Source organism: Flavobacterium sp. C3NV (assembly GCF_046825355.2).
Lineage (GTDB): Bacteria > Bacteroidota > Bacteroidia > Flavobacteriales > Flavobacteriaceae > Flavobacterium.
In genome coordinates, this window is record NZ_JBKQBJ020000004.1 from 42,448 (window position 1) to 58,661 (window position 16,214).

Annotated in this window: 9 protein-coding genes; 5 read left to right on the forward strand and 4 right to left on the reverse strand. The window is 32.7% G+C overall.

Going from position 1 to position 16,214, the window contains the following annotated elements:
- Window positions 1-5 precede the first annotated feature (5 nt).
- A complete protein-coding gene (locus tag ACIDC4_RS07205; protein ID WP_412044511.1) occupies window positions 6-455 on the reverse strand; it encodes a response regulator in 450 nt (149 codons plus the stop codon).
- 407 nt (window positions 456-862) lie between these two features.
- Window positions 863-3,253: a mechanosensitive ion channel family protein gene (locus ACIDC4_RS07210; RefSeq protein WP_412044510.1), complete on the reverse strand. Its 2,391-nt coding sequence runs from the start codon at window positions 3,251-3,253 to the stop codon at window positions 863-865.
- A gap of 571 nt (window positions 3,254-3,824) precedes the next feature.
- Here ACIDC4_RS07210 and ACIDC4_RS07215 point away from each other — a divergent pair.
- Entirely contained in the window at window positions 3,825-5,426 is a 1,602-nt protein-coding gene (locus ACIDC4_RS07215; RefSeq protein ID WP_230040431.1) for a Na+/H+ antiporter, read from the forward strand.
- Between the two features lie 24 nt (window positions 5,427-5,450).
- On the opposite strand, the gene ACIDC4_RS07220 is transcribed toward ACIDC4_RS07215, so the two are convergent.
- Complete coding sequence (locus ACIDC4_RS07220; protein ID WP_412044509.1) at window positions 5,451-6,701, reverse strand: McrC family protein; 1,251 nt, start codon at window positions 6,699-6,701, stop codon at window positions 5,451-5,453.
- A complete protein-coding gene (locus ACIDC4_RS07225; RefSeq protein WP_412044508.1) occupies window positions 6,694-9,141 on the reverse strand; it encodes an McrB family protein in 2,448 nt (815 codons plus the stop codon). Before ACIDC4_RS07225 ends, ACIDC4_RS07220 begins: the two co-directional genes overlap by 8 nt.
- Window positions 9,142-9,530: 389 nt before the next feature.
- Here ACIDC4_RS07225 and ACIDC4_RS07230 point away from each other — a divergent pair, with 389 nt between their 5' ends.
- The 4 genes from ACIDC4_RS07230 to ACIDC4_RS07245 all read left to right on the forward strand — a co-directional run bounded on the left by ACIDC4_RS07230 (window position 9,531) and on the right by ACIDC4_RS07245 (window position 15,953).
- Complete coding sequence (locus ACIDC4_RS07230; protein WP_412044507.1) at window positions 9,531-11,093, forward strand: type I restriction-modification system subunit M; 1,563 nt, start codon at window positions 9,531-9,533, stop codon at window positions 11,091-11,093.
- The gene (locus ACIDC4_RS07235) at window positions 11,093-12,280 is read left to right on the forward strand and encodes a restriction endonuclease subunit S (RefSeq protein WP_412044506.1); all 1,188 of its coding nucleotides are present in this window, start codon (window positions 11,093-11,095) and stop codon (window positions 12,278-12,280) included. Before ACIDC4_RS07230 ends, ACIDC4_RS07235 begins: the two co-directional genes overlap by 1 nt.
- A gap of 237 nt (window positions 12,281-12,517) precedes the next feature.
- Window positions 12,518-13,069: a transposase gene (locus tag ACIDC4_RS07240; protein WP_412044505.1), complete on the forward strand. Its 552-nt coding sequence runs from the start codon at window positions 12,518-12,520 to the stop codon at window positions 13,067-13,069.
- A gap of 4 nt (window positions 13,070-13,073) precedes the next feature.
- Window positions 13,074-15,953, forward strand: a complete 2,880-nt coding sequence (locus ACIDC4_RS07245) for a type I restriction endonuclease subunit R (RefSeq protein WP_412044504.1) — start codon at window positions 13,074-13,076, stop codon at window positions 15,951-15,953.
- Window positions 15,954-16,214: the final 261 nt, after the last annotated feature.

Here is a 16,214-nt window from a genome sequence, read left to right on the forward strand (position 1 = left end):
ACGAATTAGGGTTGGAGTATAAATTGCTCTCTTATAGGTTGCTTAAAATTATTTTCGGATACTGCATTCAGAGCATTTTCGATCACTTTTTTTAATTTAGAAAATTCGCCTGGTTTACGAATGTAATAAGTAGCCCCTTTTGCATACATCAGCTCGACAATCTCATTGTCCAGCGAAGTAGAAAAAATAATGACAGGAAGGTTTTTGAGCGCTTCGCTTTCTTTTATTTCTTTCAGACATTCAGAGCCATTTTTGCGGGGCATATTAAGATCCAGAAAAAGCAGGTCCGGTAAATTTTCTCCACTATGATCTGCTAAAAAATCCATAAGCTGCACGCCATCATTAACAGTTACGAGAGATACCGGAAGCGTTAATTCATCCAGTGCTTCTTTAAAAAAATCGCAATCATCTTCATCATCATCTGCAAGCAATAAATTGTAATTCTGTTTAATCATTTTGAATATTATATTTTTTTTATTTTTTAAGCAATTAATTCACCTTTAGATTTCCTAATTGTATCTGTTTTGAATTGACTTTTACTTTAATTAAAGTTCATATTTAATCCAAAATCGATTTAATTCTGCTAAGATAGAACTAATTTTATTACTATTAATCAGTAATATACGGATAAATTTAACGCTTTCGTTTCTAATTCAATAATTTGTAATTGGGAGTTATTGTTTTTAAAATTAACGGTTTAAGGGTTTTAAGGGGTTTGTTTTCTAATGAATTTTAAAAATAAAAAATTGGTTTTGCTTCATAGAACAATTGTTAATGTCTTTTTTATTTCTGAAATCAGCTTCAAAAAAAAAATCCGCCAAAATTTGATTTGACGGATTTTAAGATATAATCTAAATTATTTTTATGTTGATAAGGTTAAACCTTTAGCCTTAAAATTACTAAAAAGAACCTGACGAGCACTGCTAATGGTTTCTTCGGTACGGTAAATGCTGCACCAGAATTTTATTTGCAGTTTGAATTTTCCGTCGGCAATTGCGGTGTAATAAATCTGCGGAGGTTTAGTATTATTGACTAAATCCATGCTTTCAAGAGATTCTAATATTAAGGCATTAATATCTTCCGGCATAACATCTCCGCTAATTTCTGCAGCGATTTCTACCAGTTTATAATTGTCAGTATACGTCCAGTTCGTAATATTTTGCGACAATAAATTACCATTTGGTATAATGATTTCGGCACCGTTTGCCGAGTTGATTTTGGTGGTACGCAATCCCATCGATTTTACACGACCGGATTCAGAAGCAATATTGATTACGTCTCCAATTTGTATCGGTTTATCAAAAATCAAAATAATACCCGAAACGAAATTGTTCACCACACTCTGAAGACCAAGTCCAACACCAACTCCCAAAGCTCCTAATAAAATACTTAGTTTATCCAATGGCATTCCGGATGCGGCAACGGCCAGAAGATAACCACAAATTAATACCAGTAATCTTGTGATCAGTAATTTAGAATGTTGTTTTTTATTGATGTTTTCTTCGTTTTCATCATCAACTTCACCAAAGAAATATGCTACATAATTCTGTAGTAAATGGGCCATCCAGATAATGATAAAAAACAAAACGATGTTTCCTAACGTAAAGGTGATACTCCCGATGGTATTAGGATGATTTAACAATGAATTTAAACCCGTACGCAGCGATTCCCAAATGTTTAAATTGGCTGCGATTACCACAACCCACATATAAGTGATTACAATTATGAAAGGTTTTTTGAGTGTTTCAGACAGGCTTTCGTAATCAAAAATCTTTTCGATACCGCGTTTTACGCGAGTAGTATAAATTTGTAAAAGAATAATTTCTAAAATTATTTTCAAAAGCACGCTTAAGGCAACAATTTGCGTAAGCGATATAAAAGCAGTTATGCTCAACATATTGGCCAGCGAAACTCTTCCGAAGAGATTATTAAGGATCGCCAGAACATTCAGACCAATAAAAATGATCGTCGCCCATTTAAAAAATCCTTTGTAGTAAAGCTGATCTTTCAGGGTTTTTATCTGAACAAATCCATAACGAACGCCCAAAATATTGATGATAAGAAAGGCGCAGCGTTGTATAAAACCAACGGCAATAAATAAGTCAAGGAAACACAACACAAAAAATAAAACTAAAAGAAGCAGCCAATTGCGCATCGCCACTTTTGACCAATTGTCTTTGAAAAGAATCGTGATAAGTCCCAAAAGACCAAGCTGAATGAGTTCTATAAACATCGCCGGAGCATATAAATTACTTACCACCGCAATGTTAAGACCTACTACAGCAACAGGAACGATAATGCCGCGATTTAAATATTTAAAGTTAAACTCTGATAAATGTTCGTCATGGCCGTTATTTTTAAGGTATTTTAAATTGCGTGAAATGTACCAGCCCAATAATCCCATTAATAACACCAAAAAGATTAAGGCACCTGCTTTATAACTCAAATAGTACGAAGCTACATTTTCTTCGATGATTATTTTAGCCTTGATATTTTTCCCGACAATTTTTTTAGCTGTAGAATCGCTGGTGCTCCATAAAACAGGATATTCTTTTTTGAGCATGCTTATTCCGGATTGTTCCAGTTTACTTTCTACAGTAATTAAAGCATTCGAAACCGCAATTTTTCTTTCTACAGTTAGTCTTTTATTGGTATTTAAAATGCCCTGATTTTTGGTCATTAAACTGTCCGTACTCAGGTACCTGCTTTTTAGGTTGGCAAATTCTTTTTTAAATTGTTTGCGTTTAATGGTATCTGTCAAAAGTCCCATCAGGGTTTTGTCCTTGCGCAACTCAATTACCCTGCCTTTGATTTTTTCAAGCGCCAGGTTTCGGGAATTAATTGCTGTATTTTGTTCGTCCAGTTCCTGTTCGATTTCTTTCAGGACAATACGATACATTTGCTGGTTGCGCACGTTAGGATTCGCGCCTTTTAAACTCGCCAGAATAAGATCGAGTTTACCTTGTGTTCTTTTTATTTCGCCAAATAAATGATGACTGTTACCATCAAACTCAGTGTCATTATGAGCAGATTCCAAAACTTCTCCGGCTTTTTCGATCGCCATCAAATAATCGCTGTCGGTAGCACTTTCTTCAAAAAGTTTCGATTTGGTTGGGGTTTTAGGCGGAGTAGTATCAGCTCTAACCGCTGCAGTTTCAGTTGTAGCCGCTTTGGTTTGAGAATAGGTAAACGGCGCGTAAAAAAAGACGGCTATTAAGGTCAGTAAACCAATAAAATTTCTTTTCTGAATCATAATGTAAGGCAATGAATTTAATGGTCAAATGTAATTTTTTTTAGGGTATTTATGATGGAAAGTATGATAAAATTTGGTTAAAAGAGATTTTGCGGGATGGAGTTTAATTGTGTTGTGTTTAATTTTTTTTGCCACTCCCGATAGCTATCGGGATAAAGGATTAAAATGATTTTTTTGAAAGATGGAAATTTTAAAAATAACGATGTTACCAACTTTGTCAAAGTTCAAAACTTTGACAAAGTTCTCAAAAAGGAGTATTTTTATGTTACTGCGTTTTATCTCAGCATTGTATTTTTTTTAATCAGTGGTTACAATTTTTAAACACATAGAAACATAGCTTTATAGGGCGAAAATAAAAGTCGTTTCACTTCAACATGAATTCACATAGTAAGCTGTCAGGAAATCATTGGTTTTGATATAGGTTATAGCTATGTGAGAAAATCAGGATTTTTTAAAATCATCTTTAATAAAGTTTTAATCTATGTTTCTATGTGTTTAAAAAAATTAACGCAAAGATTTAAAAATATTATATTCGTACTCTAAATACCAGAATTACCAAAACAATCAGAAAATGGAAAATATTACCGTAATTATCATGTTACTTTTCGGGGTTGCATTCCTAAGCCTTATCAGTAAAAAATACAATTTCCCCATTCCGATTGTGCTGGTACTTTGCGGAGTTATTATTAGCGTCATTCCGGGACTTCCGGTTATTGCTTTAAGTCCCGAAGTGGTGTTTATTGTCTTCTTGCCACCACTTTTGTATCACGCGGCATGGTACACCAGTTGGTCAGATTTTAAACAAACTATAAGACCAATTACTTTGGCCGCTGTAGGTTTGGTACTTTTTACCACCGTGGCTGTGGCTGTTGCCGCCCATATGCTGATAGATGATATCTCCTGGCCGTTAGCTTTTTTACTGGGCGCGATCGTTTCGCCTCCTGACGCGGTTTCGGCTACTTCTATTACAAAAGGTTTGGGTTTGCACCCAAGGTTAATTGCAATTCTCGAAGGTGAAAGTCTGGTGAATGATGCCAGTGGTCTGGTCGCTTACAAATATGCTTTGACCGCTATTACCGCCGGAAATTTTGTCCTCTGGCAAGCGGGACTGAACTTTGTTATCATGTCGGTTTTAGGAATCGCCATTGGATTGGGCGTAGGATATATCATGAGTTTTATTCATAAAAAGTTCGTCTGCGATGAGGTGATCGAAGCGACTTTAACTTTATTAACGCCTTTTGCATCGTACTTAATTGCAGAACATTTTGAAGCATCGGGAGTTTTGGCTGTAGTGGCAACCGGACTTTTTCTTTCGGCGAGATCAGGAACGATTTTCACACACGAAAGCCGAATCATGACGGGAACAATCTGGAGTGTTTTAACCAATATTCTAAACGGATTGATCTTTATCTTAATCGGATTGCAGTTGCGACAAATTATTGAAGGAATCGGGGATTATTCCGGTTGGTCTTTGTTTATTTGGGGCGCTTCGGTAAGTATCGTCGTGATTTTGGTGCGTTTTTTATGGGTGATTCCAGCAACTTTGCTCCCAAGATATATCAGTAAAAAAATCCGTTTGCAGGAAGAATTCGATTTCCGGAACATGATTGTTTTCGGCTGGTCCGGAATGCGTGGTGTGGTGTCGATGGCTGCGGCTTTGGCGCTTCCGCTAATGATGAACGAAACGGAGGCATTCCCATTACGAAACCTCATCATTTATCTGGTATTTTGTGTGATCCTTTCGACTTTGGTCATTCAGGGATTGACATTACCCTGGCTGATTAAAAAACTAAAAATCGAAAAGTACTCTATCATCGCCGAAGAATACGAGATAAGAAACATTATCGTTTCGCAAACCATTACCCATATCGAAGATAATTTCTCGTTACTCAACGACGATTTACTTCACAACATCAAAAGCAAATACGAGGTAAAATTCAACCGCCTCCAAAAAACCGAACTCCCAGCCAACTTCTTCGGAAAAGGAAATATAATGGGCGGCGAGATCTTCAACGACTTCACCAAACTGCAAATCGATCTTTTGAATGTGGAACGCAACAAACTAGAATCGATGCATAAATCGGGTTCTGTCAATGAAGAGATTTTCAGGAAGATTGAGAAGGAACTGGATTTGGAGGAGACTAGATTGTGGATGGAGATGTATGAGGAGTAGGGGGATTTTAATAATTGATTAATCTTATTGTGGATTGATAAACCAATCTATTATTTCATTGCCAATGTTTTTATTTAATTCAGATCCATTTTTTTCGAAAATAGAAAGTTTCCCCAAACCACATTGATGTTGTTTTATTTCTTCAGTTTTCCCATTGTTTATTGTATATTTTTGTACACTATGATCTTCAAATGATTTAAATAGAGGTGGTTCTGTTTTATTTGATGTATATAATAATATTGCCTTATCAGAATTCCAATAGTCGTTATAAACATACATTTGACGTAAATCGTGTGTTGAAGTTTTATCGTTTGAAATGTTTTTCCATTTTGTGTCAATAATAAATTTATTTTTCAAATGGTCAAGTACAATATCAGGTCTTATTGAAATGCTATTCCAAAAAGTTGTAGACTGTTGACCGCGAACAGTTACTTTTCTTTCTGATTGTTTCAATCTTGCCAATATATATTCTTCCCATAAATTATTCATATCGAATAATAAGGCTAACATGTTTTCTGAACCACTTGAAATATTGGGAGCGAAATTTAATATAATAAATTTTGAAATTGCTAAAGCGGTTTCATAAGGAGCGGTTTTTCTGGTTTTAGGAATTTTTGAAAATGTGGCTTCAGTAACTGAAATGTTTTTTACTTCTGGAAAATCCAGTTGCACCGTTTTGCATTTAGAATATAAATAATTTCCTTTTGTACATTTTTCTACAATATTTAAAGCTTTAGAAATTATCTGATGAACAAGATGATCTTTGTTGTAAACTTGATGAGTAGTATAAAATCGCTCTTTATGAACTAAATTTTCACTAATATGTCCTGCAAATTCTAATTTACCTTTTAATGCTTTGACATTTCCGGTTTCTTTATAATATTGTTTGATCAAGCCTTGATGAATTAAGGATTGAACTTCATTTAAAAACCACTTAAAATAAAGATCCAGCAAATGAATATTTTGTCTGTTAACACTTGCCTGATCAACTTTTTGTACTTTCAATTTTTTTGTAACGCGAAGCATTTCTATTAAAGCTTTTTGCCATACTGCTTCATCGCCGCTATGGTTATCTATTTTAGGAAGAATCTCAATTGTTAAGCCATTAACTTGAATTACGCCTACATACTGTTTAAATTTTATACCGTTATGACGTATGCAAAAATACTTGTCGTTATGCAATGCATTTAATTTGGACAAAGCCATAAAATGGCGTTGTCCAAAATTGCCTTCAATAGGTAGAAAGCTATGTTCAAAAACTTGAATTTTAAGCATCAGTCTTTTTTTCCTCTTTTATTTTTAATAAAATTTTTATTGCGTCAATAATGTTAAAATCTTCATCGATAGATTTAAAGCTTAAAAGGCTCCCATTTTCAGGATAGTTTTGAGTAGGGAATGTTGCAAAAACCTTACTATCATATTTTTGCGTTTCATCAAAAAAGCCAGTACCTATAATCATTCCTATTTTTTCATAATCACCATAAAAGTATTCTTGAAGCAATGGTATGATACAGTTTTTAAAAACTTGTTTTAGACCTTCACTATAATCTTCTTTTAATTTAATAAAATAGGAATGTCCAATTGTATGATCTCGATCTAACAAAATTTCAATTCTTTTATTAATAGTTTCCAATAATTTGTCCAATGCTATACCACCAATAAATTTGCCTTCTAATAGTTTTGGTTCTGGCATTACTTCGGTAAAAGAAAAACGTCTTCTTAAGGCAGTGTCTAATGCTTCTACACTTCGGTCAGCGGTATTCATTGTACCAATAAGGTAAAGATTATTTGGAATACCAAACTTTTCATTTTTAGAATAAGGTAGGTCTAAAAAAATCTGCTCATCTTCTCCAATGCGTTTATCAGTTTCTAATAAAGTTATTAATTCTCCAAAAATAGCAGAAACATTACCTCTATTAATTTCATCAATAATTAATACATAATTTTTACTGTTTTCTTTTTTTCCTTTAACTAGAGCATATTCTTTAACTAGATAATTTAGGATTTCTCTGATATAGGTGGGGTTGTATAATCTCTCATAATCATTAGTATCAAATGCAATTCGCATATTGTTTATATTGACTGGATACCAAGGATTATCCTTAGTTGTATTTTGAGGTTGAACATAAAATACACTGGTTCCTCTATATATTAATGAAAAAGAATTGTTGGCATATTTAATTGTAAGGGCAGGTTTTCCGTCTAATTCTGATACGTCATGTTTCAACTTTTCTATCACTTCATCAAAGTTTCCATTCTTCACACTAGCTTTTTGACAGATTTGTTTAAAAATGCCATCCTCAACTTCATATTCAACCTGATTGTTTATTGTTTTAGGTTTTATGCCTTCAACAAAATCCTCATAACTCATACTTTGATGAAAAGTGGTAAAAACAATTTGACCTGATTCAAATAAAATTTTATATTCTTTAATTATTTCTTCTCTCTTTTTTTCATCATTCCACAATTCATCAAAAACAAAATCAGGATTAGCAATTTTCACAGCTAATTCTTTAGTTGCATATGTTTTCCCCGTTCCTGGTGGACCATATAGAATTTGATTTAACGGACTTTTAGTGTTATTATTCATAATAGAAGATGTTGCGGAATTGTTATTTGTAGGTATTGCGATTATATCTGGTTCGGATATTATTGGGGTTAAATTGTCTTGTACGGGATACGCCCATCCTTTGTACGTTATAAAAGAAGCGGCTGGTATTGATTGAATTTTTTCGAATTTTCTAGTAAGAAATACAATGTTTGCCGACTTGTTGTCATCATTATACTTACTAAAATCATTTTCGTAGCCATCTATTTTTTTAAATTTAGAAGGCCAGTTCTTTTCCTTTAATTGACTGTCATTTTCTACAAAATCAATAATTTCAGCTACATATTGTACATTGCCGTGAACGGAATAAAATAACTTAAAGTATCCACCATCATTAATTTTACTTCGTAACATCTTCAATGTATTATCTGTTCCTGTTGGTCTTTTAGAATTCCATAAGATCGTACAATCACTTCCTTGCATTTTATCTATAGTATTATCTTTCCATTCAGTATTATCAGAAGCCATTAATCCAATGATATCATCTAGCCATTCTTTTTTGATAAAATAAATAATGCAAGAAAGTAGATAGGTATAGTTTTTACTATTACTTACCTTAATTTGGTAAGAAGAAAAATATTCTTCTAAATCTTTTATGAAATTTCCTGGATTATATTCTTTTTTAAATAATGTTTTTGAAATCATTATTCTATGATTTTCACTTAAAATCGTAGCATTATTATTAGGGTCAAGAAGATAATTTATTGCATTTCGAATAGAACCAACTGGAACATTATCTGGATTAAATTTGAACATTATTAATTTTTCAATCCAATGATTCATTCTGACATAAGCCATTGCTAAAGTTCTATTATCATCGTATTGATTGAAATAATCCTTGCTTTTTGCTTTACTATCACAATATGAAATAATTTCAAATAATAAGTTGAGTATTACATTGATAGTGTGCTTTTGACTAGCTAATGTTTGTAAGCCCTCATAATCACCAGCTAATTTTTCTAAATCAGCTTTGTCTTCATTATTTATGGACAGATTCATCCATTTTTGTAATGCATCTTGACCTTTTTGAAAAAAGAAATCTTGAGTATTAATTATTCTTTCAGAAAATTGAGTTGTTAAATATTGTTCGATTCTTTCTTTTATCATTTTTAATTAATTTTCTAATATTACTTATATATTCACCAATGTTTCCAACATTAATCCAGACCATAGATTTTCTTGCCAAGGATTAGACAAAATGCCTATCTAAAAACAAATGTCACTATTTAGTAATTATCATCTTTACGGAAAACCATAATAAACTGCTATTTTTTTTAGACAAGTATACTACTAAATAAGAATTAAACTGTAGGTATTTGTACTTGTTTAATTAAAAAAATAATGCTTTGCTTATATCTTGATCATCATTTAATAATTTTAATTGTTTAAAACAGATAATTAAACTATAATATTAGACTTTATAGTTTTCCTCTTTAGTCTTCGGTATATATTCAATACTTTAGCACTCATAATAAATTCAAAAAAATACTTGCTTAATGGCAGCCGAACAAAAACAAAAATTAGAACAACAACTCTGGAATATCGCTAACACCCTTCGTGGGAAAATGGATGCCGATGATTTTAGAGATTATATATTAGGTTTTATTTTCTACAAGTACTTGAGTACAAAAATGGATTTGTATGCAAATGAAGTATTAAAACCAGACGGTTTGACTTTTCAGGAAATCGAAGGACATGCTGACGAAGCTTTATTAAAGCAGGAATTAAAATCATTGGCGATTGATAAACTTGGTTTTTTCTTAGAACCATCTGAATTGTTTTCGGAGTTGGCAAGAAGAGGAAATGCAGGTGGAAAAAACAATTTTATTCTGGGCGATTTGGCCAAAGTACTTACGCACATTGAGCAAAGTACAATGGGCTCTGAAAGTGAAGAAGATTTTGGAAATCTATTTTCTGACTTAGATTTAACTTCTCATAAACTTGGAAAATCAGAAGCTGATAAAAATGAATTGATTGTAAAAGTACTTGTACATCTTGACGAAATTGATTTCGATTTAGAAAATGTAGACAGCGATGTTCTTGGTGATGCCTATGAATATTTAATTGGAAAATTTGCCAGTGGCGCAGGAAAAAAGGCAGGAGAATTTTATACGCCACAACAAGTCAGCAGTATTTTGGCACAATTGGTAACAGTTGGAAAAGACAAACTTAAAAGCGTTTATGACCCAACTTGCGGTTCAGGTTCGTTATTATTACGTGTTGCCAAAGAAGTAAAAACTGTAAATGCTTTTTACGGACAAGAAATGAATCCTACGACGTACAACTTATGTCGTATGAACATGATTATGCACGATGTGCATTACAAACGTTTTGATATTAAAAATGAAGATACTTTAGAACGCCCACAACATTATGATATGCGTTTTGAAGCTATTGTAGCTAATCCGCCTTTTTCTGCCAATTGGAGCGCAAGTCCTTTATTTATGAATGACGAACGTTTCTCTGCTTACGGAAAACTAGCGCCAAGCAGTAAAGCCGATTTTGCTTTTGTACAACACATGGTACACCAGCTGGATGATAACGGAACGATGACAATTGTTCTCCCACACGGTGTTTTGTTTCGTGGCGGTGCCGAAGGACACATACGTGAGTATTTAATAAAAGAGAAAAATTATTTAGACGCTGTAATTGGTTTACCTGCCAATATATTTTACGGAACCAGTATACCAACTTGTATTTTGGTTTTAAAGAAAAAACGAACCGATGTCGAAAACATTTTATTTATAGATGCCAGCCAACATTACGAAAAAATAAAAAACCAAAACATATTGCGTAATCGGGATATTAACAAAATTATAAATACCTATAAAAACCGCATCACAGAAGAGAAATACAGCCATCTCGTACAGACGCAATTTATTGCGTCTCAAGATTACAATTTAAACATTCCTCGTTATGTAGATACTATTGAAGAAGAAGATACAATTGATTTGAAAGCTATAAGTACCGAATTGCGAGAATTAGCAGTACTTGGTAAAACTACTGATGAAACAATTGCCGATTTTTGTGATGAATTAGGAATTGAAACCCCATTTTGATGAGTACAGCAACTTTATATATTGAAAAGAAAAAAGCATTTTTGCCTCGCTTGCGTTTTCAAGAGTTTGAAGGGGAGTGGAAAGAAATTTTATTAGAAGATTTCGCTAAAAGAGGTTCCGGACACACGCCAAATAAAAGTCATCCAGAATATTATAATGGCGATATTAATTGGATTTCATTAACTGACTCTAAAAGACTGGATAATGGATACATCGAATTTACAAATACTAAAATAACTCAATTAGGGCTTGATAATTCATCAGCAATATTACATCCTGCAGGATCAGTTTTATTATCGAGAGATGCTGGTGTAGGTAAAAGTGCAGTCATGAAACATCCTATGGCAGTAAGTCAACATTTTATTGTTTGGACTATAAAGGAAAATTTATCTTCTAATTGGTTCTTGTATAATGTTTTGCAAATAATGAAACCTGAGTTTGAGAGAATTGCAATTGGCAACACTATCAAAACAATTGGTTTGCCTTATTTCAAAAAGCTAAAAATTGCAGCACCGTCATTTCCTGAACAAAAAAAAATAGCCTCTTTTTTAAATGCTGTCGATGAAAAAGTACAGCAACTTTCTCGTAAAAAAGTATTATTAGAACAATACAAAAAAGGCATAATGCAACAATTGTTTTATGGTAAATTACGGTTTAAAGATGAGAATGGGGAGGATTATCCGGATTGGGAGGAGAAGAAGTTGGGTGATGTTGCTATTAAAAAATCTTCAAATATTTCAGCAAATAAAATTGAAGAAAATTTTGGTGATTTCATTATTTATGGCGCGTCTGGAGTCTTAAAAAAAGTTGATTTTTATAAAGAAGAAAAAGATTATATTAGTATTGTAAAAGACGGAGCAGGCGTGGGACGTTTGTTATATTGTAAAGGCAAATCATCAGTTTTAGGCACGATGGAGGTAATAAGTCCGAAGCAAAATATAGATTCATATTTTTTATATTGTTTACTTTTAAATATTGATTTTAAAAAATATATTACTGGAAGTACTATCCCGCATATTTATTTTAAAGACTATTCAATAGAATCTTGTGGTATTCCATCAATTCCCGAACAACAAAAAATAGCTAATTTTTTATCAAGCATTGATACAAAGATAGAAAGCACCAACCAAGAAATTACCCAAACACAAACGTTCAAAAAAGGATTATTGCAGCAAATGTTTGTGTAGAGACGCGATTTATTGCGTCTATCAATCAGGATGGATGTAGATTATGTTGAGACGCGATAAATCGCGTCTGTACGGATAATTGGAATCGATACACGTGACGCACGTAGAGACGCGATTTATCGCGTCTAACACAACGGATTTCAAATATTGGAATTTCCAAATTGGATTGATTCACAGTGCGTGAGAGGCGATAAATCGCGTCTTTACTACCCATAGAGGATAAAGATTATTATAGATATGATAAAATTTCAAAATAAATATCGCATTCCATCTGCCCGATTGCAAAATTGGAATTATGGTGCAAATGGTGCTTATTTTATCACAATATGCACAGACAAAATGCAGCATTATTTTGGGGAAATTTTTGAATGCGAAATGCAATTAAATGAATTGGGGAAATTAGCCCAGGAATTATGGAAAGAGATCGCAAATCAATTTTCGTATGTCGAATTGGGTAATTTTGTAATTATGCCCAACCATGTACATGGGATATTAATCATAAACAAATCCGCAACGGTAGAGACGCGATTCATCGCATCTCCAAACAACGAAGAGAAAAAAGGAGGAATGACAGGAGATAAAAACCCGATGCTGAATCAAAATATATCGCGCATTATTCGATGGTATAAAGGAAGATGTAGTTTTGAAATGCGTAAAATACATGCTGATTTTAGTTGGCATTCCAGATTTCATGATCATATTATCAAAGATTCTACATCATTTGAAAATATTCAAAATTATATAGAGAATAATCCTTCCAAATGGGAAGAAGATAAATTTTATAAATAAAAAAATGGGACATCAATCTGAAGCCGTATTAGAGAATAACTTAATCAAGCAATTGGTAGGCTTGGATTATACGCCCATTAAAATACAGGATGGAGATGCTTTGGTTTCCAACCTAAAAAATCAACTTGAAGTTTTTAACCAAACTACTTTTACTGGAAAAGAGTTTGATGCTATTTTGAATCATTTAGCCAAAGGCAATGTTTTTGAGAAAGCTAAAACGCTAAGAGATTATTATAATTTAACCAGAGAAGACGGGACTTCGTTTTATGTTCGTTTTTTTAATACCGAAGACAATACTCAAAATCTATTTCAGGTAACCAATCAAATAAGTCTGGAAGGAAGTTACAAGAATCGTTTTGATGTAACACTTTTGGTAAACGGTTTGCCTTTAGTACAAATAGAACTCAAACGTTCTGGCATCGAAATCAAAGAAGCTTTTAACCAAATCAATCGCTACCAAATGCATTCTTTTTGGAGCAATCATGGTTTGTTTCAATATGTACAATTATTTGTAATAAGTAACGGTGTTAATACCAAATATTTAGCCAACAACAAATTGCAGTCGGTTAAGCAAACCTTCTTTTGGGCAGATGCTAATAATAAAAATATTAAACAGTTACCTGATTTTGCAGATGCTTTTCTGAACCCAAATCATTTGGGTAAAATGATCTCGCATTATATTGTAATAAATGAGACACATAAGGTAATGATGATATTGCGACCTTATCAATATTTTGCAACAGAAGCGATTATTCATCAGGTTAAAAACTCCAATAATAACGCTTACATCTGGCACACGACCGGTTCCGGTAAAACTTTGACTTCGTTTAAAGCGAGCCAAATTTTGATGGAATTGCCTGAGGTGTACAAAGTAGTTTTTGTAGTCGACAGAAAAGATTTGGATTATCAAACCATGAACGAATTCAACGCTTTCAAAAAAGATAGTGTTGATGTTACCGATAATACACAATCCCTAATCAGACAATTAACAGATAATACTAAGTTGGTTTTAACAACTATTCAGAAATTAAATAATGCAGTTTCAGAACGTTTTAAAGGAAATATTGAACCTTTGAGACATAAGAAAATCGTTTTTATTTTTGATGAATGTCATCGTTCTCAGTTTGGAGAAACCCATGAACGCATTACAAAATTCTTTGAGAAAAGCCAGTTAATTGGTTTTACAGGAACACCCATATTTGCAGAAAACGCTTCTAAAAATGATTTAGGAAAACGAACTACCAAAGATTTGTTTGGTAATTGCCTGCATAAATATGTAATTACAGATGCTATTCGGGATCAAAACGTATTACGTTTTGGAATTGAATATGTGGGGAAATACAAAAACAAGAGTAATACTTTTATTGATATAGAAGTTGAAGATATTGATAAGCAAGAAGTTTTAGATTCCCACAAAAGAATTAACAAGATTGTTGATTATATAATTGCTTATCACAATCAAAAAACCTTTAATAGAGATTATTCGGCACTTTTAGCCGTAAGCAGTATCAATAATGTGATTCAGTATTATGATCTTTTTCAGCAAAAGAAAGAAGCCGGAGAACATGATTTGCGTATTGCTACTATTTTTACTTATGGTACGAATGAAGATTCAGACGAGGCGCAAGATTTTCTTCCTTCTGATGAAGTAGATTTTGATGTTTTGGCAGAACCAAGAACTCTTTATGAATCCAGGCATACCAGAGATAAACTTGAAAAATACATTGGACATTATAATACTATGTATGGTACCAGTTTTACAAATAAAGATAGTTCATCATTCGAAAAATATTTTCAAAATATAAGTAAACGATTAAAAAATCGTGAAAAAGAAAATTTCAATAATGAACAAGATCGTTTGGATATTGTGATTGTTGTAAATATGATGTTGACTGGTTTTGATGCTAAAAAGGTTAATACACTTTATGTAGATAAAAACCTGAAGCAACACGGTTTGATACAAGCTTATTCAAGAACAAATAGAATTTTAGGAGAACAGAAGTCGCAAGGAAACATTTTATCTTTCAGAAACCTTAAAAAAGCAACTGATGATGCAATTACTTTGTTTTCGAATAAAGAGGCGATAGAAGTTGTTACAATGCCCGATTATGAAAAGATAGCGGAAAAGTTTGATGAAGCATTAAAATTATTGAGAGAAATAACGCCCACCTCCCAAAGTGTAAATGGTCTAGAAAGCGAAGAAGAAGATGCTAAGTTTGTGCAAGCTTTCAGAAAATTAATGCGAGCGATGAATGTATTACAATCCTACACTGATTTTAACTGGGATGATTTACCAATTGATGAGCAGGAATTTGAAGACTACAAAAGCAAATATCTGGATTTGTACGAAAAAGTAAAACAAGACAATCAAAAACAAAAATCCTCTATACTTGACGATATCGATTTTGAATTAGAATTAATCCATAGAGATCAAATAAATGTTGCTTATATTTTGAAATTATTAGCGCAATTAAAAGGAGCTAAAACTCCTACTACAGCGGCTGCTCAAAGAAAAGTTATTATTGATTTATTGGGCGGTGATATTCAATTAAGAAGTAAAAGAGAATTGATTCAAAAATTCATCGATGAGAATATGCCCCACATTAAAGATGGCGATTCGATCGAAGATGAGTTTGAAAAATTCTGGCAAGATCAAAAAGTATTAGCATTAGGAAAATTGTGTGAAGAAGAACATCTGGACAAAGCCCAATTCAAAGCGCTGATTGATGCTTATATTTATAGCGGTAGAGAACCAATAAAAGACGAAGTTTTTCAATGTTTAGACAATAGACCAAGTATTCTTCAGGCAAGGGTTATTGGCGATCGAATTATTGCAAGAATGAAGGAGTTCGTAGAGGTTTTTGTAAACGGAATGATGGCTTAGGAATTTAAATATTTCTATAAGTAAAGAAGTCTAAGTTTTAGAATTATTTGATTTTTTAACTTTTCTATTTTTTAAATTTGTTTTTAATGTATTGATTTTTTTTAAGTTCATGTAATGGATATATTTTAAATAACCAAATAAGGAGAGTAAATTTTAGAGAAATTTACTCTCCTTATTTGGTCAAGGGCAAAAAAGACTTTAGATCCTTATGCTTAAGGATTATAAATATCTATTTGTTTAAGATCAGGTTTATCAATCGAG